Annotated in this window: 18 protein-coding genes and 1 pseudogene; all 19 read left to right on the top strand. The window is 70.1% G+C overall.

Annotated elements, in window-relative coordinates:
* Window positions 1-57: 57 nt before the first annotated feature.
* Window positions 58-201: pseudogene (locus ABD340_RS22825) on the top strand (IS256 family transposase); the annotation flags it as partial.
* A 574-nt stretch (window positions 202-775) separates the two neighbouring features.
* The gene (locus ABD340_RS48005) at window positions 776-1,225 is read left to right on the top strand and encodes a reverse transcriptase N-terminal domain-containing protein (RefSeq protein ID WP_425547422.1); all 450 of its coding nucleotides are present in this window, start codon (window positions 776-778) and stop codon (window positions 1,223-1,225) included.
* The gene (locus tag ABD340_RS22820; protein ID WP_344591444.1) at window positions 1,173-1,703 is read left to right on the top strand and encodes a reverse transcriptase/maturase family protein; all 531 of its coding nucleotides are present in this window, start codon (window positions 1,173-1,175) and stop codon (window positions 1,701-1,703) included. Before ABD340_RS48005 ends, ABD340_RS22820 begins: the two co-directional genes overlap by 53 nt.
* Window positions 1,654-2,082 carry an integrase core domain-containing protein gene (locus ABD340_RS22815; RefSeq protein WP_344591442.1) on the top strand — a complete coding sequence of 143 codons (429 nt, stop codon included), beginning with the start codon at window positions 1,654-1,656 and terminating at the stop codon, window positions 2,080-2,082. The genes ABD340_RS22820 and ABD340_RS22815 overlap by 50 nt, the downstream gene beginning before the upstream one ends.
* A 397-nt stretch (window positions 2,083-2,479) precedes the next feature.
* On the top strand, window positions 2,480-3,241 hold the full coding sequence (locus ABD340_RS22810) for a DeoR/GlpR family DNA-binding transcription regulator (RefSeq protein ID WP_344591440.1): 762 nt from the start codon (window positions 2,480-2,482) through the stop codon (window positions 3,239-3,241).
* Window positions 3,238-4,608, top strand: coding sequence for a 6-phospho-beta-glucosidase (locus ABD340_RS22805; RefSeq protein WP_344591438.1), 1,371 nt, complete (start codon window positions 3,238-3,240; stop codon window positions 4,606-4,608). Before ABD340_RS22810 ends, ABD340_RS22805 begins: the two co-directional genes overlap by 4 nt.
* Window positions 4,609-4,669: 61 nt before the next feature.
* On the top strand, window positions 4,670-5,755 hold the full coding sequence (locus ABD340_RS22800) for a glycoside hydrolase family 76 protein (protein WP_344591437.1): 1,086 nt from the start codon (window positions 4,670-4,672) through the stop codon (window positions 5,753-5,755).
* Window positions 5,756-5,820: 65 nt separating this feature from the next.
* The gene (locus ABD340_RS22795) at window positions 5,821-7,041 is read left to right on the top strand and encodes a carbohydrate kinase family protein (RefSeq protein WP_344591436.1); all 1,221 of its coding nucleotides are present in this window, start codon (window positions 5,821-5,823) and stop codon (window positions 7,039-7,041) included.
* A 33-nt stretch (window positions 7,042-7,074) separates the two neighbouring features.
* Window positions 7,075-8,433 carry an extracellular solute-binding protein gene (locus ABD340_RS22790; RefSeq protein ID WP_344591434.1) on the top strand — a complete coding sequence of 453 codons (1,359 nt, stop codon included), beginning with the start codon at window positions 7,075-7,077 and terminating at the stop codon, window positions 8,431-8,433.
* A gap of 207 nt (window positions 8,434-8,640) precedes the next feature.
* Window positions 8,641-9,489, top strand: coding sequence for a carbohydrate ABC transporter permease (locus ABD340_RS22785; protein WP_344591432.1), 849 nt, complete (start codon window positions 8,641-8,643; stop codon window positions 9,487-9,489).
* The gene (locus ABD340_RS22780) at window positions 9,486-10,280 is read left to right on the top strand and encodes a carbohydrate ABC transporter permease (RefSeq protein WP_344591430.1); all 795 of its coding nucleotides are present in this window, start codon (window positions 9,486-9,488) and stop codon (window positions 10,278-10,280) included. Before ABD340_RS22785 ends, ABD340_RS22780 begins: the two co-directional genes overlap by 4 nt.
* Window positions 10,281-10,344: 64 nt before the next feature.
* Window positions 10,345-13,023, top strand: coding sequence for a sugar-binding protein (locus tag ABD340_RS22775; RefSeq protein WP_344591429.1), 2,679 nt, complete (start codon window positions 10,345-10,347; stop codon window positions 13,021-13,023).
* 117 nt (window positions 13,024-13,140) lie between these two features.
* On the top strand, window positions 13,141-14,139 hold the full coding sequence (locus ABD340_RS22770; protein WP_344591427.1) for a Gfo/Idh/MocA family protein: 999 nt from the start codon (window positions 13,141-13,143) through the stop codon (window positions 14,137-14,139).
* Entirely contained in the window at window positions 14,136-15,017 is an 882-nt protein-coding gene (locus ABD340_RS22765; protein ID WP_344591425.1) for a TIM barrel protein, read from the top strand. The genes ABD340_RS22770 and ABD340_RS22765 overlap by 4 nt, the downstream gene beginning before the upstream one ends.
* A 53-nt stretch (window positions 15,018-15,070) precedes the next feature.
* Window positions 15,071-16,066 (top strand): 5-dehydro-2-deoxygluconokinase, encoded by a 996-nt coding sequence (gene iolC, locus ABD340_RS22760; protein ID WP_425547427.1) that lies wholly within the window; start codon window positions 15,071-15,073, stop codon window positions 16,064-16,066.
* Window positions 16,063-16,944 (top strand): Cgl0159 family (beta/alpha)8-fold protein, encoded by an 882-nt coding sequence (locus ABD340_RS22755; protein WP_344591424.1) that lies wholly within the window; start codon window positions 16,063-16,065, stop codon window positions 16,942-16,944. Before iolC ends, ABD340_RS22755 begins: the two co-directional genes overlap by 4 nt.
* Window positions 16,941-17,807, top strand: a complete 867-nt coding sequence (gene iolB, locus ABD340_RS22750) for a 5-deoxy-glucuronate isomerase (RefSeq protein ID WP_344591422.1) — start codon at window positions 16,941-16,943, stop codon at window positions 17,805-17,807. The genes ABD340_RS22755 and iolB overlap by 4 nt, the downstream gene beginning before the upstream one ends.
* The gene (gene iolD, locus ABD340_RS22745; RefSeq protein WP_344591421.1) at window positions 17,804-19,633 is read left to right on the top strand and encodes a 3D-(3,5/4)-trihydroxycyclohexane-1,2-dione acylhydrolase (decyclizing); all 1,830 of its coding nucleotides are present in this window, start codon (window positions 17,804-17,806) and stop codon (window positions 19,631-19,633) included. The genes iolB and iolD overlap by 4 nt, the downstream gene beginning before the upstream one ends.
* A gap of 630 nt (window positions 19,634-20,263) precedes the next feature.
* Entirely contained in the window at window positions 20,264-21,490 is a 1,227-nt protein-coding gene (locus ABD340_RS22740; RefSeq protein WP_344591420.1) for a tyrosine-type recombinase/integrase, read from the top strand.
* Window positions 21,491-21,702: the final 212 nt, after the last annotated feature.

Below are 21,702 nucleotides of genomic sequence, written 5' to 3'. Positions count from 1 at the left end.
ACTCCGGGTATGGCAGTCAGCTTGTCGCCGCTCGATGGCTGAAAAAACTTGGCCGCCGCCGCGCTCAAGTGCGTCTACATGGCGTTGATGAGCCTGGACCCGACCGGCAAGGGGCGCAAGAGGTGGACCATGCGCTGGAAGGCACCCCTGAACGCCTTCCAGATCGCCTTCGAAGGCCGCCTCACCCCAGCCAGCCACTGACATCCAACGACCAAGATCAGCCGTTAAATTGACACACCCCTGCTCGTCGAAGGCGTCGCCGGGTGCTTGACCCACGTGATCCAGGACGGCTCAGGGGAAAGCCCAAGGACTTCCGTTCCATCCGGGAGTTACCGGCAAGGGAAAGACCGGACGGGTGAAGAATATGAACTCCCGATGATGACTCGTGATCCCAAGCCCTGACGATGGAATGCGCGAGTGGGGTGTATGGCTAGCCGTTGAGAAGCGGCAGGCGCTGGCTGGTAGAGGTCACTCCGGCCAGGTGGACACCGCCGTCTCGGGGTAAAGGGAGCACCCACCCCGGTCGTATCTCATTCGTGTGGAACGTGGAAACCCCGTTGGGGTCCGGGCTGTTCCGGCTCGGTCAGCCGACCGCGAGGAAGGCTTAACTCCCCAGTGGGAACAGGACGGCCCAACAAGCGAACGCCGGAAGCCGAAAGGAAGCGGGAACCCGGGGCGTCATGACCGGCCTCTCCGCCGGTTGCCCCGCATAACCGTCCGGATACGGGCCCGCTGCCCGAACCCGAAAGGGTGCTGACGTGGGCCGGGTGAGCCTGTGCAGAATCACTGGATAAAGGCGACGGAACCGAGGGGAAAGTTGGACACCACGCTGATAACGGACGAGGCGGCTTCGGCCCTTCCGGCTGCATCTGCTTCGGTGAACGGACCCGAGGGCGAAGACTTGGACTGGACGTCGATTGACTGGCGACGGGTCGAAGAAGACGTGCGGCGTCTGCGGCAGAGAATCTTCACGGCATCGCAGGCAGGGGATCTGAAGAAGGTCCGCAATTTGCAGAAGCTGATGCTCCGGTCCCGCGCGAACACGCTCCTGAGCGTGCGACGGGTCACGAGATCAACGCTGGACGCGCGACGGCGGGAGTCGACGGAAAAGTCGTGCTGTTCTCCCAGTCCAAGGCCGCATTGGCCAACTGGGTCCAGCAGCGCGCCCGACCGTGGACTCCCAAGCCCGTCAAGCGGGTGTTCATCCCCAAACCGGGGACCATGAAGAAGCGCGGACTCGGAATTCCTGTGTTGTTGACCGGTGCCTACAAGCTGTGGCATTGGGAGCATTGGAGCCCGAGTGGGAAGCGCGGTTCGAGCCGAAGTCGTACGGCTTCCGGCCCGGCCGCGGCTGTCACGACGCGATCGGGGCCATCTACTCCACGCTCAACGGGAAGAACCCACAGCGGGTGTGGGTACTCGACGCGGACCTGACGGCGGCGTTCGACCGCATCGACCACGCCCGGCTCATGGCCGCTCTCGGCACCTTCCCCGCCCGGGGACTGGTCCGACAGTGGTTGAGGGCCGGGGTCGTGGATCGGGGTCGGTTCGCCCCGACCGATGAGGGGACCCCGCGGGGCGGGGTGATCAGTCCGTTGCTCTTCAACGTGGCCCTGCACGGAATGGAGAAAGTACCCGACCGGGGCGTGGGCGGTGCAGCAGGCCCGCAACCTGGCCATGGACCTGGGCAAACGCGTCGGTGAGCTGCGCGTGGTGATCCACGATCGCGACCCGCTTTTCACCGCCGCGTTCGCAGAAGTGTTCAAGGCCGAGGGGGTGCGGACCATCACCACGTTGCCCCGGACGCCGCGGATGAATGCGGTTTGCGAGCGGGTCATCGGCACCCTCCGCCGCGAGCTGCTGGATCGGATCCTGATCCTCGGTGAGCGGCACCTGTCGCTGGTGCTGGGCGAGTACATGGTCCACTACAACGGTCACCGGCCGCACCAGTCCCGACACCAACGACCTCCGGACGTCGACACCGGGGCGGTCCCGGAGACCACCGACCTTGCCGACTTGCTATCCATCCGGCGAAGACCTGTGGTTGGAAGCGTGATCAACGAATATCACCACGCCGCATAACCGCAGCTCAGATCTCGCAACTCAATGTTCGAGCGGTACAGGGTCTGGCTGTGCCCCCTGGGGTTGGAACAGCATTGTCCAGGGCCATCCTCGACGGCCGGGCCGTACTCGCGGTCTTCGGCAACGCCTGAACTCCGGCGAGGTCGCGGTGGTGGCCGGTCATTCAGGCACGGCGTACTGCTTTCCGTGAGTTGACGATGTGCTCTGACCTGGTAAGGGGCGCCCGTCAGGGGCGCGAGGTCCGGCCCGCTCGTGGACGTGGTCGTTGATTGACGACGCCGCCTGACTGACGGACGTCCTGACCGAGTTCTTGCACGCCAGATGACTGACTGACGGAGTTCGAGCAGATTCGTCCCTACTAGTGACTGAAGTTGCGCATGGGTGTTAGGTTCCCCGCGTGACCTCAAGCAAGCGACGTGCGCACATCGTGTCTTCGGTGCGTACCAAGGGAGCGGCGTCGGTTCGGGAGCTGGCCGAGAGCCTTCAGGTGAGCGAGTCCACGATCCGCCGTGATCTGGACGTGCTGGACCGCAACGGCGAGCTCGTGCGCACGTACGGTGGGGCGGCTCAGTCACCGCAGTCGTCGGTGTCCGAGATCTCCTTCGGGGCGTCGGCGGAGCAGGACCCCGCGGCTAAGGAGGCGGTGGCCGAGCGTGCCGCCGCGATGGTCGAGGACGACATGGTGGTCGTGCTGGACATCGGCACCAGCACCCGGCAGATCGCCCGGCGGCTGCGCGGCCGGCCCATCACCGTCATCACCGCCAACCTCGCCGTCTTCGACGAGCTGCGTGACGACGACGCCGTCCGGCTGTGCCTGCTCGGCGGTGTCGTGCGGCGCAACTACCTCTCGCTCGTCGGGTCGCTCACGGAGACGGCGCTTCGTCAGGTCAGCGCGGACCTGGTGTTCCTCAGCTGCACCGGCGTCCGGCCGAACGGCCATGTCGTGGACGACATGGAGGTCGAGACGCAGATCAAACGGGCGATGATCGAGGCCTCCGACCGGGTGGTGCTGGTCGCTTCCGAGGCGAAGTTCCCCGGTACCGGATCGTTGCGGGTCTGCTCGCTGGACCAGATCGACACGCTGGTCACCACGTCCGGTGCCGATCCCCAGACTCTCGAGCTCTGCCGGCAGGCGGGCGGAAAGGTGTTCATCGCATGAAACTGGCCATTCTCGGCGGTGGCGGGTTCCGGGTGCCGTACGTGTACCAGGCTTTGCTGCATGACCAGGGCTCTCCGCGCATCGAGGAGGTCTGGCTGCAGGATTTCGACCCCGGACGCCTGGAGGCCATGGCCACGGTCCTCGCGACGTTCGCCGAGGGGGTTCCGGAGGCGCCAAGGGTCCACATCTCCACCGAGCTGGACAAGGCGCTGGAGGGGGCGGACTTCGTGTTCGCGGCCATCCGGGTCGGTGGGCTCGCCGGGCGGGTGTGCGATGAGCGGGTCGCCCTGGACCTGAACGTGCTGGGCCAGGAGACCACCGGGCCCGGCGGCCTGGCATACGGGCTGCGCACGATCCCGGTCATGGTCGACATCGCGCGCCGGGTGAAGGAGCTGGCGCCGGACGCCTACGTCATCAACTTCACCAACCCCGCCGGCATGATCACCGAGGCGATGCAGGGGGTGCTCGGCGACCGGGTGCTCGGCATCTGCGACACCCCGTCCGGGCTCGGCACGCGGGTCGCCGCGGCGCTCGGCCTGGACCCCGGACGCGTCCAGCTCGACTACGTCGGGCTCAACCACCTCGGCTGGATGCGGCGCATCCTGCACGACGGCGTGGACGTCATGCCCGGCCTGCTCGCCGACGACGACCTGCTCGGCGGGCTGGAGGAGGGCGTGGTGTTCGGCCGTGACTGGCTGCGCGACCTCGGGACGATCCCCAACGAGTACCTGTATTACTACTACTTCAACCGTGAAGCGGTGCGCGCCACGTTGGACGTTCCCCAGACCCGCGGAGAGTTCCTGCTCAAGCAGCAGGCCGCGTTCTATGAGCGGATCGCCGAGGCATCGGGTGGCGCCGCCATGGAGCTGTGGCGCGAGACGGTCGCCTCCCGCAGCGCCAGCTACATGGCCGAGATGAAGGGCGCCGGGACTGGCGAGGCCCTCGACGACCACGCCGGGGTCGACCCCGTGGACCAGGGGTACGCGGGGGTCGCGCTGAACGTGATGGGCGCGATCAGCCGCAACGAGCACGCCACCATGATCCTCAACGTGCGGAACGGCTCGACCGTGACCGCGCTGCCGCCGGACGCGGTGGTCGAGGTCCCGGTCATGGTGGACGCGCACGGCGTCCACCCGCTGTCCCTCACACAGCCCGATCTGCATCAGACGGGGCTGATGCAGCAGGTCAAGGCCGTGGAACGACTGACCATCAACGCCGCACTCACCGGCTCGCGGGCCGACGCCGCCAAGGCGTTCGCGCTGCATCCGCTGGTCGACTCCGTGCCGGTCGGGCGGCGGTTGCTGGACGGCTACATCGACCGCATCCCCGAGGTGGCGGCCGTCTTCGCGGCGGACCGCCGGTTGTGATCCCCCGACAGGAGCGTAAGGAATGACCAGACAGCCACCGAGTGTCCGAAGAATCGCGAGTGTGCTCGCCGGAGCGCTGGTGATGGCGCTGCTCGTGGGCGTCCTACCTGCCCATGCCGCGCCGGGCGGCCAGGCCCGTGCGCGCGCCCGGGCGACCGCGGCCGTGGACGCGATGATGAAGTTCTACGACCCCGCCTCGGGACGCTGGGATCCGGAGGCGCCGTGGTGGCAGTCGGGGAACGCGCTGCAGGCCCTGCTCGACTACATGGCCAAGACCGGCTCGACCCGTTACATGCCCCAGGTGAAGAACACCATCAATGAGCAGCGCAAGCCGCTGCCGTGGTGGCCGGAGGGCGGCGGCGAGTTCCGGGCGGACTCCACCGACGACACGGGGTGGTGGGCCCTCGCCATGATCCGGATGTACGACGTCACGCGGGACAAGCAGTACCTCGACATCGCCAAGACCGGCGCGGAGTACATCCACAAGTACTGGGACGACATGTGCGGCGGCGGTGTCTGGTGGGACATCCCCAACAAGTCCTACAAGAACGCCATCAGCCTGGAGCTCCACTTCAAGCTGCTCGCGTCCCTGCACAATCGTGTTCCCGGTGACCGCACCTACCTGGAACGTGCCAAGCAAGCCTGGCGGTGGTTCGCCGGCAGCGGCATGATCAATAGCGCGGGCCTGGTCAACGACGGCCTGCAAACCCAGAGCGGGAGCTGCGCCAGCAACCACGGCACGACCTGGACCTACAACCAGGGCGTCGTTCTCGGCGGGCTCGCCGAGCTGTACAAGGCGACCGGTGACCGCAGCCTGCTGACCTCCGCGCGCCGCATTGCCGACGCCGTGATCGCGAGCCCGGAGCTGTCGCCGAAGGGCATCCTCACCGAGCCCTGCGAGCCCGACGGCACCTGCAACTCCGATCAGGCCGCGTTCAAGGGGATCTTCGCCCGCAATCTCGACGAGCTGGACCGGGTCGTGCCCGGCCACCCGTACCGCGGCTACCTGCGCGCCCAGGCCGATTCCCTGTACGCCCACGGGCGCGACGGCCAGAACCAGTACGGGCTGAGCTGGAAGGGCCCGTTCGACCGCGCCGACATCTCCCGCCAGGACTCCGCAGTGTCGCTGTTCGTCGCCGTCCTCTGACCCGCCGCGACCCCGTAGACCGAACAGACCTTCACGTCATCACTGACGGCCTGTGAGGAGGTGCCATGACAGCAGAGACTCTGAACGAGGCACGGGCCGCGGCTTCCGGTGAGCCGCCCGCGCCGTCGCTGACCGATCCGTGCGCCGAGCGCGGGCTGGTCGGCGACCGGCTGCGGCAGGCCCAGGACGCCGGTGACCCCGGCGCGGTCCCCGACCTGGACGTCTTCCTGACCGGCCAGGTCTTCATGGACATGATCTTCACCGGCCTGCCGGGGCTGCCGCCGCCCGGCACCGAACTGTTCACTGACGGGCTCGGCTCGGCACCGGGCGGCATCGCCAACATCGCGGTGGCGATGAGCCGGCTCGGCCTGCGCGTCGGCCTGGCCGCGCCGTTCGGGGACGACCTCTTCGGTTCGTACCTGTGGCGGACGCTCGCCGAGCAGGAGGGCGTCGACCTTGGCCAGTCCCGGCGGGTGACGGGCTGGGCCACACCGGTCACGGTGTCGCTGGCCTACGACTCCGACCGCAGCATGGTCACCTACGCCCGGCCCCTGCCGGACCTCGGTGTGAGCGCCGAGGCCACCGCACCCGAAGCCACCGCGGCGGACGGTGACATGCGGGGGCTGGTCGGCTCCTCGCCGCCATCGGCGCGGGCGTGCTTCGTCGACATCGAACGGCCGGTGCCCGGTTGGGCGAAGGAGATGCGGCGCGCGGGCACCACGGTGTTCGCCGACCTCGGCTGGGATGAGACCGAGACCTGGTCGAGCGAGGTCCTGGACCGGCTGGAGCACGTGGACGTGTTTCTGCCGAACGCGGTGGAGGCCATGGCCTACACCCGTACGGACTCGCCCGAGAAGGCCGCCCGTGCGCTGTCGGAGCGGGTCCCGATCGTGGTGGTCAAGCGCGGCGGGGACGGTGCCATCGCCATCGACTCGACCACGGGCGAGGTCGCCGAGACCGACGCGTTGCCGGTCGAGGTGCTCGACGCCACCGGCGCGGGCGATGTGTTCGCCGCCGGGTTCATCTTCGGAACACTCGCCGGGCTGCCGCTGGCAGAACGGCTGAGGTTCGCCAACCTGTGCGCGGGCCTGTCGGTCCGGCACCGCAGCGGCTCGCTCGGGGCGCCCTGCTGGGCGGAGATCGCGGCGTTCGGTGAGTCGGGTGAGGTGCCCGACTCCGTGCTTGAGGGCTACTCGTTCGTCGTCCCCTTCATCCCCGATTCGACGACCGAGAACGTTGTCCGAGCCGGGCCCACGTTGCGGGCCGACCTGGAGCAGCCCTCCTGATCCCCAATCCGTACGCAGAAGGAGCCGCTGGAAATGCCGAAACCAATGAGACGAGGGGCGACCGCGGCGGTCGCGGCCCTCGTGACCGTCCTCGCCGCCGCCTGTGCCCCGGGCTCGTCGAACGACAAGCCTGACAGCACGGTGCCGGCGGCCGTCAGCACCGACGTCGCCGAGGCCGGAAACGTCACGCTCACCGTCTGGGACCAGGAGGTTCAGGGCGGGGCGAAGGAGCAGATCGAGAAGCTCAACGACCAGTTCGAGGCCAAGTACCCGAACGTGAAGATCAACCGGGTGTCCCGGTCGTTCACCGACCTGCAGAAGACGCTGCGGCTCGCGCTTTCGGGCAACAATCCGCCCGACGTGGTGGAGGCCAACCAGGGCTACGCGTCGATGGCGCAGTTCGTCAAGGCGGGGATGTTGCTGCCGCTGGACTCCTACGACGCGGTGTACGGGTGGAAGAAGCGCTACCCCAAGGGTCTGACGGATCTCAACAGCGTCACCAAGGACGGCAAGCTCATCGGGTCCGGCAACCTGTACGGGGTCTCGCTGAACGGTGAGATCGTCGGTCTGTACTACAACAAGGAGAAGCTGGCGAAGCTGGGCATCCAGCCGCCCAAGACCTGGGCGGACTTCGACCAGGCGCTCGCTACGGCCAAGAGCAAGGGCGAGGTCCCGATCGCGTTCGGGAACGTGGAGAAGCTGCCCGCCATGCAGCTCTACGGGGTCCTCCAGGACGGTCAGCTCGACAAGGAGTCCGTCCGCAAACTGGTGTTCGGCGGCGGCGGGTCGTGGACGGACGCGCCGAACGTCCAGGCGGCGCAGAAGCTGTCCGACTGGGCCAAGAACGGCTACCTCACCAAGGACGCCAACTCCATCAAGTGGGACGACACCCCGGTGAACTTCGCCAAGGGGCAGGGCGTGTTCATGTTCGGCGGCACGTGGTGGGCCCCAGACCTCAACGACCGGATGAAGGACAAGGTCGGCTTCATGCTGCCGCCGCCGTCCCAGGCCGGGACGCCCACGGCGACCATGGGTGGCGAGAGCCTGCCGTGGTCGATCACCGCCAAGTCCAAGCACCCCGATGTCGCCGCGGCCTACATCAACTTCATCACCTCGCCGGAGGCGATGGACGTCGCGGTCGAGACCGGGAGCCTGCCGGTGCTTCAGGCGCCGTCCAAGCAGCCCACCAAGCCGTTGATGAAGGAGGTGTCGACGGCCTGGGCCGCGCTCAGCCAGAACGACGGCACCACCCCGTACCTCGACTACGCGACGCCGACCTTCACCGACGAGTTCGGCGGTCCGCTGCAGAAGCTCATCACCGGTAGGGCGACGCCACAGGAAGTCATGCAGGCGGCTCAGGACGACTACGCCGCGTTCCAGAAGAAGAAGTAGGAATCACCCCGGTGTCCGTCACCGGCCGCGCGGCGGCCGGTGACGGACACGGGTTGACGACCGATGCAAGGGAGCCCGCACATGACGACTGTCGCGCGGCACAAGACCCCGGAGGCCGGGCGAGGGGGGGCAGCCAAGCGCCAGGCGCGATCCCAGAGTGGACGGGATGGGTCCCGTCCACCGGGGCAGCCCCGCCAGATCGGTTGGTTGTACGTCCTGCCCGCACTGCTGGTGTACGGGGGATTCCTGCTGTGGCCGCTGGCGCGCGGGGTGCAGTTCTCCCTGTTCGAGTGGGACGGTCTCGGCACGGCGACGTGGGTGGGGATCTCCAACTACACCAGCACGTGGTCGGATCCGGAGCTGCGTGGCGCGTTCGGGCACCTGCTGATCCTGGTGGTGTTCTACGCCGTCCTGCCGTGCTGTATCGCGTTCGTGCTGGTCGCCGCGATGTCGCGCACGAAGATCCGCGGCCTGACGTTCTTCCGCACCGTGCTGTTCCTGCCGCAGGTCATCGCGATGGTGGCGGTGGCCGTGGCGTGGCAGTGGGTGTACTCCGCCGACGGACCGGTCAACACGGTGCTGGGGTGGCTGCACGCGATGGGCCTGCCGGATTGGCGGCACGGCTGGCTGGGCGACTTCACCTTCGCGCTGCCCGCCGTCGGGGTCATCGGCACGTGGGGCGGGATCGGGCTCGCGCTGGTGCTGTTCCTGGCCGGGGTGCAGAAGATCCCGACGGAGCTGTACGAGGCGGCGCGGATCGACGGTGCTGGTCCGGTCCGCGAGTTCTTCGCGGTCACGCTGCCGGGGCTGCGGCGTGAGCTTGCGGTGGCGCTGACGCTGACCACGATCATGGCGATCCGCAACTTCGACCTGATCTACATGGCCACCAGCGGCGGTCCGGGCAACTCCACGTCGGTGCCCGCCTACGAGGTCTACAACCGCACGTTCAACACCGGCGAGGTCGGCCTGGGCTGCGCCATCGGCGTGACGCTGGCCGTGCTGGCGTTCGGCGTCACCGCCGGCATCGGCCGCCTGGCGGAAGGGAGAGGCGAATGACCACGCGGGGCGAGCGGCTCTTCAACCACGCGTTGCTGGTCGTCTTCGCGTTGATCGCGGTGTTCCCGATGATCGGCATCGTGGTGCAGGCGCTGAAGCTGCCCGATGATCTGGACTTCTCGTCGTTCGAGGTGGCGTGGCGGGAGGGGCACTTCGCCACGTACCTGCGCAACAGTGTGATCGTCACAGTGATCACCGTCGTCGTGGCCACCACCCTGTCGATCATGGCGGGGTACGCGCTGGGCACCATGCGCTTCCGCGGCGCGTCGGTGGTGTTCCTGCTGTTCCTGGCGGGGCTGACGATCCCGACCGAGGCCATCGTGGTGCCGCTGTACTTCGACCTGCGCTCGATGGGGCTCGACAACACCTACGCCGGGCTGATCCTGCCGCAGGTCGCCATGTCGGTCGCGTTCGGGACGTTCTGGATGCGCGCCTACTTCCGCAGCGTGCCGCCGTCGCTGGTGGAGGCGGCGCGGATGGACGGCGCCTCGAGCTGGACGACGTTGTGGCGGGTGCTGGTGCCGATGGGCCGTCCGGCCATCCTCACCATGGTCGTGCTGACCACGATGTGGACCTGGAACGAGTTCCTGCTGCCACTGGTGATCGTCAACTCCGACGAGGCGCTGCGCACCGCGCCGCTCGGCCTGTCGTTCTTCCAGGGTGCGCACAAGACCGACTACTCACTGCTCATGGCGGGCGCGCTGATCATCGCCGCGCCCATCGTGATCGTCTATGTCTTCCTGCAACGCCAGTTCATCGCAGGAATGCTCTCAGGGGCCATCAAGGAGTAGGGCGTCCGGGGCCTCGCATCGGGCGGGCCCCGGACGGCAGGGACAACCGAACATGGGAGACTTCATGCGAAGACTCGCCCTACCCGCCGTCCTGTCCGCCGCGCTGGCGGCCTCGGCCATCGCCATGGCCGCACCGCCCGCGTCGGCGGGGGCGGCGCCACCGGCCGGCAAGGGGGGCCTGGACGTCCTGTTCGTCGGCGCTCATCCCGACGACGAGGCGGGCGCGCTCTCGACCTTCGGCCAGTGGAACGAGTTCGGCAACGCCAAGACCGGCGTCCTCACCGTCACCCGCGGCGAGGGTGGCGGGAACGCCTCCGGAAACGAGGAGGGGCCGCCGCTCGGCCTGCTGCGCGAGAAGGAGGAGCGCGGCGCGGTCGGCAAGGCGGGTGTCACCGACGTTCACTACTTGGACAAGGTCGACTTCTACTACACGGTGAGCGCGCCGCTCACCGCCGGCACCTGGGGCCACGACAAGGCGCTCGAGAAGATCGTCCGGCTGGTCCGCGAGACGCGGCCCAAGGTCATCGTGACCATGGAGCCCGCGCCGCTGCCCGGCCAGCACGGCAACCACCAGGAAGCGGCGCGGCTGGCGGCCGAGGCGTACTTCGCCGCGGCCGACCCGGGCGCCTACTCCTCCCAGCTCGGCAAGGAGGGGCTGCGAGCCTGGGCTCCCGGACGGCTGTTCAGCACGGGCGGCGCGTCCGGGCCGACCGGGGCCGCGTGCGCCAAGGACCTCACGCCCGCCGCCCAGGGCGCGCTCTCCTACGGCGTCTGGGGCGGCCGCGCGTCCGCCCGCAACGGCGGCAAGACGTGGGCGCAAATCGAACGCGAGGCGCAGCGGACATATGTGAGCCAGGGCTGGGGCGGTTTCCCCGACGTTCCGTCCGACCCGGCCAAGATCGGTTGTGACTACTTCACGCAGATCCACAGCCGGGTGCCCTTCACGCTCGGCGACAGCGACCCGATCGCGATGCTGGAAGGCGCGCTGACGCCCGCGAAGGGTGGCCTCGCGCTGGGGAGCCGGTTCTACCTGACGACCGAGTCGTACGGCGTGACGGCGGGCCGCGCGTTCAAGGTGACCGCGCACGCCGGCTCGCCCAAGGCCCTGCGCGGTGTGAAGGCCGCGCTGTCGGTGCCGTCCGGTTGGACGGTCACGGGCTCCGGTGACCTTGGGAAGGTCGGGTCGAAGGAGCGCACCACGGCGTTCACCGTCACGCCCCCGGCCGATGCCGGGAACGGGCGCGTGCGTCTCGCCGCGACGCTCACCGCGAGCAAGGCCACGGGCCAGACGGCGACGGTGGCCGAGGTGCGACCGGCCGTCACCGGCGTCCAGGAACCGCTGCCGCGCGTCGCGGACTTCGACGACTGGGCAGGGAAGACAGGTGTTCCGGCCCTGACCGGCAGGGTGAAGCGGGTGCTCACCCTCGCCTCCGGCGCGTCCCGCAAGGTGCGCGTGGACCTGACCAACACGACCGCGTCCCCCCAGAAGGGAACGGTCCAAATCGGCCTGCCGACGGGCCTCGCCGCCGACTCCGCCACCAAGCCGTACGAGCTGGCGGCCGGAGCGAAGGGCTCGGCGACCTTCACCGTCACCAACACCGACGCCTCCCTGCCCACCTCCAACCAGGGCGGCACCAACGGCGACTACGAGATGACCATCACCACGACCTCCGGTTCCGGCACCGACGTGCAGAAGGGCGGCTTGGAACTCGTTCCGGCCGCCGAACTGCCGAAGGCATCGTCCGCCCCGGCGGTGGACGGCAAGGAGGCGCCTGGCGAGTACCCGGGCAAGGAGCTTGACTTGTCGCGCCTCTGGGAGGGGACGGCCTGCGAGTCGGCGGCCGACTGCTCGGCCACCGGCAAGGTGACCTGGACCGACGACGCGCTCAACGTCCTGGTCAAGGTCCGCGACGACAAGCCCGGCACGACCCTGGGCGCCGACGACTGCAAGCGGCACTGGCGCACCGACTCCGTCGAGATCGCCATCGACCCGCGCGGCGACTCCGAGAACACCTCCACCACATTCAAGACCGGCATCTTCCCTCGCATGTCCGACGGCAAGCCGTGCTTCCAGCGCGACGCCGACGCCCACCAGGGCGGGCCGGAGACCGCGCCCGGCATGCAGGTCGCCTCGATGGTGAACGAGCCGTACGACGGTTACACGATCGAGGCGAAGATCCCGTTCAAGGCCATGCCGAGCGCCGTGGACCCGGCGCGGATGGGCCTGAACATCTTCGTGTACGACTCCGACACCCAGGACAAGATCGGCCAGACCCGGATCGGCTGGTCCACGTGGGGCGGCGTGCAAGGCGACCCATACCGCTGGGGTCTGGTCTCGCTGCCAGGCCACACCCCGCCGTCCGGCATGCCGACCACGCCTCCGCCGCCGGTGATGCCGACGGCCGCGGCCGCCTCGGTGAACTCGCCCGAGTCCATCATCCAGTCGGTGCGCACGGGGATCCCGCTGGCCGCGGGACTGGCCGCGCCGCCGTCGGACACGGCGCACATCCACGGGAAGCCGGTCGTCTCCGGCGGATCGGTGACGTTCAAGCTGCACGCCACCGGGCCGGGCACCGCGTACGTCCACGTATGGGACGGCAAGGTCCTCGGCACCACGAAGGTCACCGTCACGGGCGCGGGCACCAGGACCGTGACCGTGCCGGGCACGAGCGGCGTCCTGGCCGTCGCCTTCGAGGCGAAGAAGGGAGGGACAGCGAGCAGCGTCGCCCGGCTGTCCGGCTGACGGCCGCTCCATGGAAGAGATGACACCGCACAAGAGATGACACACCGCCGCGCTGAGCGCCGGACTCGGCGCGGCGGTGACAGAACCGGAGTGGACGCAGGAATTGGGGAGGGCGGTATGAGGATCGGGCTGGCAGGGGTCGGACGGATCGGTGCCGGGCATGCCGAGACGCTGAGGGGTCTCGCCGAGGTCGAGGAAGTCGTGGTCGCCGACGCCGACCCGGGACGGGCGCGCGAGGTGGCGGGCAAGCTGGGTGTCCGCTCGGTGGACGAGGTCGACGCGCTGTTCACGGCGGGGCTGGACGGTCTGGTCGTCGCCACGCCGACCGCCGCGCACGCGCCGCTGGTGATCGCGGCCGCGGCGGCGGGGGCCGCGGTGTTCGTGGAGAAACCGGTGGCCTCGGACATAGATGGAACGCTCCAAGTGCTGGCCGCGATCCGCGGGTCCGGCGTGCCCGTCCAGGTCGGCTTCCAGCGGCGCTTCGACCGGGGCCACCTCGCCGCGCGGGAGGCCGTGCGGTCCGGGCGGCTCGGCCGTGTGCACACGGTGCGCGCGTGCACGCTCGATCCCGTTCCGCCGCCGGACGCCTACATCCCCACCTCGGGCGGGTTGTTCCGCGACTGCTCCGTGCACGACTTCGACGGCGTCCGGTTCGTCACGGGCCGGGAGGTCGTCGAGGTGAGCGCGACCGGGGCGAACCAAGGCTCTTCGGTGTTCGCCGAGTCCGGCGACGTCGACACCGGTGCCGCGGTGCTCACCCTGGACGACGGCACCCTCGCGGTCGTTTCCGCGACCCGCTACAACGCCGCGGGCTACGACGTCCGGCTGGAGGTGCTCGGCTTCCGCGGCAGCGTCGTCGCCGGGCTGGACGACCGGACGCCACTGACCTCGGCGGGCGACGGGTTCCATCCGGCGGGGCCGCCGCACACCGCGTTCCTCGAACGGTTCGCCGAGGCCTACGAGGCCGAGCTGCGCGCATTCGTCGACGTCGTGGCGGGACGCACGGACAACCCGTGCCCCCCCGAGGAGGGATTGGAGGCGTTCTACGTGGCCGAGGCATGTGAGATCTCCCGGCGCGAGAAGCGCACCATCACGATCGAGGAGGTCCGCAGGTGACCCGCGCCGTCCCCGCCGGCCGCGTGGCGGCGGCCCCGATCTCGTGGGGTGTCTGCGAGGTGCCGGGCTGGGGCCACCAGCTCGATGCCGGACGGGTGCTCGCCGAGATGCGTGACCTGGGCGTCGTCGCGACCGAGTCCGGTCCCGACGGGTTCCTGCCCGCGGGGCCGGGCGAACGGTCCGCGCTGCTCGGCCTGCACGGGCTGCGGCCGATCGGTGGCTTCGTCCCGCTGGTCCTGCACGACCCCGACCGCGACCCGCTGCCGGACGCCGCGCGTGCGCTCGAGGCGTTCGGGGACACCCCCGGGACGGTCGTGCTCGCCGCCGTCACGGGCCTGGACGGCTACGACGAGCGGCCCGCACTCGGTGCGCGGCACTGGGCGGCCCTGTTCGGCAACCTCGGCCGCGTGGCCGCCCACGCCGCCGAGCGGGGCCACCGGGCCGTGCTGCACCCCCACGTCGGAACGGTCGTCGAACGACGCGAGGAGGTCGACCGGGTGCTCAACGGCTCGGACGTCCCGCTCTGCCTGGACACCGGCCATCTGCTCATCGGCGGCACCGATCCGCTGAGCCTGGCGCGTACGGCGGCCGACCGGATCGCCCACGTCCACCTCAAGGACGTCGATGCCGCGCTGGCCGAGGCGGTACGGGCCGGGCGCACCGGTTACACCGAGGCGGTGCGGCGGGGGATCTACCGCCCGCTCGGCCGGGGCGACATCGACATCACCGGCATCATCGACGCCCTCGAGGGCACGGGCTACGACGGCTGGTACGTCCTGGAGCAGGACACCGTCCTGACCGCGGAGCCAGCGCCGGACGCCGGGCCGTCCGAGGACGTCCGCGCGAGCATGGCGTTTCTCAGAGGGGAGGCGGCGTGAGCGAGTCTCAGAGGCGAGGCGGCGTGAGCGAGCGAAGCGGGCGCACGCCGCGCATGGTTCCGGGCGACGGCATGGCGCACGACGTCGTTACCATGGGACGGGTCAGCGTGGACCTCTACCCGCTGCAGGTGGGGGTCCCCCTGGACGAGGTCGAGTCGTTCGGCAAGTACCTCGGCGGGAGCCCGACCAACGTGGCGGTGGCCGCGGCGCGGTACGGGCACCGGACCGCCGTGATCACGCGGACGGGCGCCGACCCGTTCGGGCGGTTCGTCCACCGGGCGCTGGGGGAGTACGGCGTGGACGACCGGTTCGTCACCGACGTCCCGGGCCTGCCGACGCCGCTGGCGTTCTGCGAGATGTTCCCGCCCGACCATTTCCCGCTGTACTTCTACCGGTATCCGAAGGCGCCCGACCTGGAGATCTACCCGAACGAGCTGGACCTGGACGCGATCGGGAAGGCGCGGATCTTCTGGGCGACGGTCACCGGGCTGGCGCGGGAGCCCAGCCACGAGGCGACGCTTGACGCGCTCGCGGCGCAGCCGGGCACGACCGTGCTGGACCTGGACTGGCGGCCGATGTTCTGGGAGTCGCCCGAGCAGGCGCGGGCGCGGGTCGGGAAGGCCCTGGAGCACGCGACCGTGGCGGTCGGCAACCTGGAGGAGTGCGGGGTCGCGGTCGGCGAGCGGGAACCGCGTGCCGCCGCCCGCGCCCTGCTGGACAGGGGCGTGTCCATGGCGATCGTCAAGCAGGGCCCGCGCGGCGTCCTGGCAGCCACCCCGGACACGATGGTGGAGGTCCCGCCCACGCCGGTGAAGGTCGTCAACGGGCTCGGTGCCGGTGACGCGTTCGGCGGGGCCGTCTGCCACGGCCTGCTGCTGGGCTGGGACCTCGAACGGATCGTCGCCTTCGCCAGCGCCGCCGGGGCGATCGTCGCCTCGCGGCTGTCGTGCGCGGACGCCATGCCGACGTCGGCCGAGGTCGAGGCCATGCTCGCGGGAGAGCCCACGACCGGAGACATCGAGAACACCGAGAAGAAAGCCATCCGATGAGCACGAGCACGTTCGCCGAACGCCTTGCCGCCCTGGTCGAGACGAGGGCGGTGCGGCCGGAGGCCGTCGCCGAGGCCGCGGCCAGGCGCACCCGGTTCGAGGGGGTGCCCCGCAACCGGCTGATGATCGTCGCTGCCGACCATCCGGCGCGCGGGGCGCTGCGCGCTGGGACCGCCCCGCTGGCGATGGGCGACCGCGGTGACCTCCTCGAACGGATCTGTGTCGCGCTGGCCAGGCCCGGCGTGCAGGGCGTCCTCGGCACCCCCGACATCATCGAGGACCTCCTGCTGCTCGGCGCGCTGGAGGGCAAGCTCGTCTTCGGCTCGATGAACCGCGGCGGCCTCGCCGGCGCCTCGTTCGAGATCGACGACCGGTTCACCGCCTACACCGCGCCGGCGATCGCGGCCGCCGGTCTGGACGGCGGCAAGATGTTGCTGCGCGTCGAGCCGGACGACCCCGAGACCGCCCGCACGCTGGAGTCCTGCGCGCACGCAGTCACAGGCCTGGCCGAACGCGGGCTGACGGCGATGGTCGAGCCGTTCATGTCGACCCGGAGCGGTGGCAAGGTCACCAACGTGCTGACACCCGAGGCCGTGATCCGAGCGGTGTCGATCGCCTCCGGGCTCGGCTCCACCTCCGCGCGCACCTGGCTGAAGGTCCCGGTCGTGGACCGGATGGAGGAGGTCATGGCGGCCTCGACGCTGCCCGCCCTCCTGCTCGGCGGCGAGGTGCCCGACGATCCGGACGCCGCGCTGGCCGGCTGGCAGAAGGCGCTCGCGCTGCCCACCGTCCGCGGCCTGGTCATCGGCCGGAGCTTGCTTTACCCGCGCGGCGGCGACGTCGCCGCGGCCGTCGACGCCGCGGTGGGGCTGCTGTGAACGGCGCGACCCATGTCACCCCGGAGAACGCGGGCTGGACGTACTCGGGTCTGCGCGTCCTGACACTCGGACCCGGTGAGGAGATCACCCTGGAGACCGGCGAGGCCGAGACGCTGGTACTCCCGCTCGCCGGCTCGTGCATGGTGACGGTCGGCGTTCCGGCCGACGAGGTCGCGGTGACCTTCGACCTACGGGGCCGCCGGGACGTGTTCTCCTGGGTGACCGACTTCGCCTACGCGCCGCGCGACGCCACCCTGATGATCTTCTCCCGCGAGGGCGGCCGGTTCGCGCTGCCGTGCGCCCGTTGCGACAACCGCCTGCCGCCCCGCTACGGTCCCGCCGACAAGGTGCCGGTCGAACTGCGCGGCGCCGGGCAGGCCGCCCGCCAGGTCAACAACTTCTGCACGCCCGAGGCGTTCGAGGCGGACCGGCTGATCGCGTGCGAGGTCCTGACGCCCGGCGGCAACTGGTCGTCCTACCCGCCGCACAAGCACGACGAGCCGACCGCGACCGAGGCCGTCCTGGAGGAGATCTACTACTTCGAGGTCGCCGCGAACCCGGGCGGCGGACCGGGAATGGCTTACCAGCGGGTGTACGGGACTCCCGACCGGCCCATCGACATCCTCGAAGAGGTGCGGACCGGCGACACGGTGCTGATACCGCACGGCTGGCACGGCCCGTCCATGGCCGTCCCGGGCCACGACCTCTACTACCTGAACGTGAGGGCCGGGCCCGGAGCCGAACGGGCCTGGCTGATCTGCGACGATCCGGCGCACGCCTGGATCCGCGACACCTGGCTGGGACAGCCGGCCGACCCGAGGCTGCCGATGACCTCGGCCGCCGGATGCGAGGGGGAACGATGACCGCGACCCAGCGGCTGACCGTCGGGCAGGCCATCGTGGTCTTCCTGGCCAACCAGTGGACCGAACGCGACGGGGAACGGCGCCGCTTCTTCGCGGGCTGCTTCGGGATCTTCGGCCACGGCAACGTCGCGGGCCTCGGCCAGGCGCTTCTGGAGCGCGCCGATGACCTGCCGTACCGCTCCGCGCGCAACGAACAGGCCATGGTCCACGCGGCCGTCGGCTACGCCCGGATGAACGACCGGCTCAGCGCGTACGCCTGCACGACCTCCGTCGGGCCCGGCGCGACCAACATGGTGACCGGCGCGGCACTCGCAACGATCAACCGGATTCCGGTGCTGCTGCTCCCGGGCGACATCTTCGCCACCCGCACCGCCAACCCCGTTCTCCAGGAACTCGAGGACGCGCGTTCCTACGACGTCTCGGTGAACGACTGCTTCAAACCCGTCTCCAAGTACTGGGATCGCGTCAACCGGCCCGAACAACTCCCGGCCGCGCTCCTCGCCGCGATGCGGGTGCTGACCGACCCGGCCGAGACAGGCGCGGTGACGCTGGCGCTGCCCCAGGACGTCCAGGCCGAGGCCTACGACTGGCCGGCGGAACTGTTCACCGAACGGATCTGGCGAATCCCGCGCCAGGTCGCCGAGCCCCCTGTCCTCGCGGAAGCCGCCGCGCTCCTGCGGGACGCCCGGCGCCCCCTGATCGTCGCGGGCGGCGGCGTCATCTACTCGGGCGCGACAGAGGAGCTGAGCGCGTTCGCCTCGGAAACCGGCATCCCGGTGGCCGAGACGCAGGCGGGCAAGGGCTCCCTCCCCTGGGACCACCCGGCCTCGGTCGGCGCGATCGGCGCGACGGGCACCACTGCCGCGAACGCGCTCGCCCGCGACGCCGACGTGATCCTCGGGATCGGCACCCGGTACAGCGACTTCACCACCGCCTCACGCACCCTCTTCGCCAACCCGGGCGTTCGTTTCGTCAACCTGAACGTCGCGACGCTGGACGCCGTCAAGCACTCGGGCGTCCCCCTGACCGCCGACGCCCGCGCCGGTCTCGCGGACCTCCGCACCGCGCTGGCCGGTCACACGGTGGCGGCGTCCTACCGGCGAGAGGGCGCGGCGTTGACCGCCCGGTGGAACGACGCCGTCGACCGTGCCCAGGCCGCCGGGCACGGGCCCATCCCGTCCCAGCCAGAGCTCATCGGCATCGTCAACGAGGTGAGCGAGCCACGCGACGTCGTGGTCTGCGCGGCTGGCTCGTTGCCGGGCGACCTGCACAAGCTGTGGCGGACCCGTGACCCCAAGGGCTACCACGTCGAGTACGGCTACTCCTGCATGGGCTACGAGATCGCCGGCGGCCTCGGGGCGAAGCTCGCCGACCCGTCCCGCGAGGTGTTCGTCCTGGTCGGGGACGGCTCGTACCTGATGATGGCGCAGGAACTGGTCACCGCCGTGGCCGACGAAGTCAAGCTCGTCGTCGTCCTCGTTCAGAACCACGGTTTCGCCTCCATCGGCAACCTGTCGGAGTCGGTCGGCGCGCAACGCTTCGGCACGAGCTTCCGCCTGCCCGGCGACCTGGCCGCGAGTGCCGCCGCGACGGGCGCCGACGTGCTGCGCGCCACCACCGCCGCAGAGTTCCGTGCCGCGCTGTGCAAGGCCCGCGACGCTGCCCACACGACCGTTGTCCACGTCGAGACGGACCCACTCGTCCAGGCGCCCGGCAGTGAGGCCTGGTGGGACGTCCCGGTCGCGGAGGTCTCCACCCTGGAATCCACCGCACAGGCCCGCTCCCGCTACGCCGAAGCCAAGAAGGCGCAGCGTTCCCTGCTCTGACACCCGTCGCGAGAGCGGAGCCGGGTTCTTCCGGGTCAGCGGATCGACCCGGAGGAACCCGTGACCTCCAGGGCAGACCTTGGGCCACGTCTGCAGATGCCGCACGATCGACCGAAGAACAGGCCGCGGGTCTGGCGCGAGCCCGGCCGCATCTCGTTGCGGATCTGACCAGACCTTCGGTGTAACTGATCTGATGGTTTCCACTTGATGTCTGTCGCCCTGGCCCATTGATCCGCTGGTGCTGCGGATCATTTGGTGCTCCCGGATCGACTGAGCTGCCCCGGCTTCCATGACGGACTTCAAGCCAGCCTTCTGGGTTGCTGAGACGCCGGAGCCCCACGGCCTCAGCGAGTTCGGTTCTGTGGTGCTTTCGAGATAGCGGCGGCGCTTCGTCGCGCCCACGATGAGCTCATGGGAAGAGCGAGGAGCGCCGGTGGGGTGTACCGGCGATGCGGCTGTGAGGATCTGCAGACCGGCCGCCCGGTGGGCAGCAGGTGTCTGCGGCTGGCAGCGGAGCGGAGCCACGGCAGTTGGTATCTGCGGTTGGAGTTGGGGTCGGGGGTGGACGGTCGCCGACGCCGCGTCCGCCGGGGTGGTTTCCCGACCCGCAAGTCCGCGCAGGAGGCGTTGGTGCGGTTGCGTGGTCCGGCGGGGAGCCCGCTCACGGTGTCGGAGTGGCTGCGGCGGTGGCTGGAGAATCACCCGGGTGCGCCGTCGACGGTGGGCGGTTATGCCGATCACGTCCGGCGGTATCTGAACCCGCTGTTGGGTCATCTCCTGCTGGCGGAACTGTCGGTCGTGCACGTGGAGGAGATGTTCGCGGTGATCGCTCGCGAGCATGAGCAGGCCGGGCGGCGGTTGACGGCAGCGACTCTGGACCGGATCCGCGCGACCCTGCGTGCGGCGTTGAATGCTGCACTGCGCCAAGGGCTACTGGAGGAGAACCCGGCGTCGCTGGTGGCGCTGCCGCCGACGCGGCGGCCCCGTGCGGTGGTGTGGACCGCCACCCGGGTCGAGCACTGGCGCAAGACCGGCGAGCGGCCTGCGGTGGCGGTGTGGACCGCGGCGCAGACTGCCCGGTTCCTGGACGCGATCGCGGCGCACCGTCTGTACGCGGCCTTTCACCTGATCGCGTTGCGGGGGCTGCGGCGTGGTGAGGCGGCGGGGCTGCGGTGGTGTGATGTCGACCTGGACGAGGGCACCGCGGTGATCTGTCGGCAGCTCCAACCGCGCGACGGGCGGCTGACGGTGTGCCCGCCCAAGACCGCGCACAGCACCCGGACGATCGCGTTGGATCGCACCACGGTCGCTGCTCTGCGTGCGCACCGTTCCCGGCAGCAGGCGGAGGCGGACGCCTACGGCGAGGGTTACCGCGACAGCGGGCACGTGTTCACCAACCTCAACGGTGACCCGGTCGCCCCGGGGCGGCTCACGCACGTGTTCCAGAAGCTGATCGCTGAGCACGGGGTTCCGCCGATCCGGTTGCACGACCTGCGGCACGGCGCGGCCACCCTCGCCCTGGCCGCTGGGGTGGAGTTGAAGGTGGTGCAGGAGATGCTGGGGCATTCCAGCATCGTGTTGACTGCCGATACCTACACCTCGGTGCTGCCCGAGGTCGCGCACCGCGCGGCGGAGCAGACCGCCGCGCACCTGCTGCGCGCCGCGGGTGTCGTGCCGGGGACCGCTCGGCGCCGTGGCCGCGCCCCGGCTCGCCGTCGACGCCTCGCGGCGAGCCACACCTGGGTGGGCCTGGTGCGGCGCCGGAGGAGCAGCCTGCGTCCCGAACCGGCCCGGCCTCGCACCCGTGCACGGTCGCCCGGTCCTGTCCGCACGCGAACCGCGGCACCAGCGGCGTGATCGAGAGCAACCGCTCCCTGTCCCTGCCTGACGACCTGCGAAAGGACTAACCGCGCACCGGCTGCGCACCGGTCCGATCAGGTCGGTGCGGGGATACGGTCTTGCTGGCATTCTTCCCAGCGGGAGGAACGACGCGTGGTGCCAGTGTGTGCGGTGTCCCGGCCCCAGGGTGGCCTCAGGCCGGCCCCAGACATGATCGCCGGGATGCTCGG

Source organism: Actinomadura vinacea, assembly GCF_039532545.1.
Lineage (GTDB): Bacteria > Actinomycetota > Actinomycetes > Streptosporangiales > Streptosporangiaceae > Spirillospora > Spirillospora vinacea.
The sequence above is the reverse complement of the archived record's forward strand: the minus strand, read 5'-3'. Positions and strand labels throughout refer to the sequence as shown.

Excerpts from the sequence above, each read along its gene's own strand:
- iolD (WP_344591421.1), top strand. The coding sequence starts at position 17,804 with ATGACCGCGACCCAGCGGCTGACCGTCGGGCAGGCCATCGTGGTCTTC.
- ABD340_RS22780 (WP_344591430.1), top strand. The coding sequence starts at position 9,486 with ATGACCACGCGGGGCGAGCGGCTCTTCAACCACGCGTTGCTGGTCGTC.
- ABD340_RS22805 (WP_344591438.1), top strand. The coding sequence starts at position 3,238 with ATGAAACTGGCCATTCTCGGCGGTGGCGGGTTCCGGGTGCCGTACGTG.
- ABD340_RS22755 (WP_344591424.1), top strand. The coding sequence starts at position 16,063 with ATGAGCACGAGCACGTTCGCCGAACGCCTTGCCGCCCTGGTCGAGACG.
- iolC (WP_425547427.1), top strand. The coding sequence starts at position 15,071 with ATGGTTCCGGGCGACGGCATGGCGCACGACGTCGTTACCATGGGACGG.
- ABD340_RS22790 (WP_344591434.1), top strand. The coding sequence starts at position 7,075 with ATGCCGAAACCAATGAGACGAGGGGCGACCGCGGCGGTCGCGGCCCTC.
- ABD340_RS22775 (WP_344591429.1), top strand. The coding sequence starts at position 10,345 with ATGCGAAGACTCGCCCTACCCGCCGTCCTGTCCGCCGCGCTGGCGGCC.
- ABD340_RS22795 (WP_344591436.1), top strand. The coding sequence starts at position 5,821 with ATGACAGCAGAGACTCTGAACGAGGCACGGGCCGCGGCTTCCGGTGAG.
- ABD340_RS22770 (WP_344591427.1), top strand. The coding sequence starts at position 13,141 with ATGAGGATCGGGCTGGCAGGGGTCGGACGGATCGGTGCCGGGCATGCC.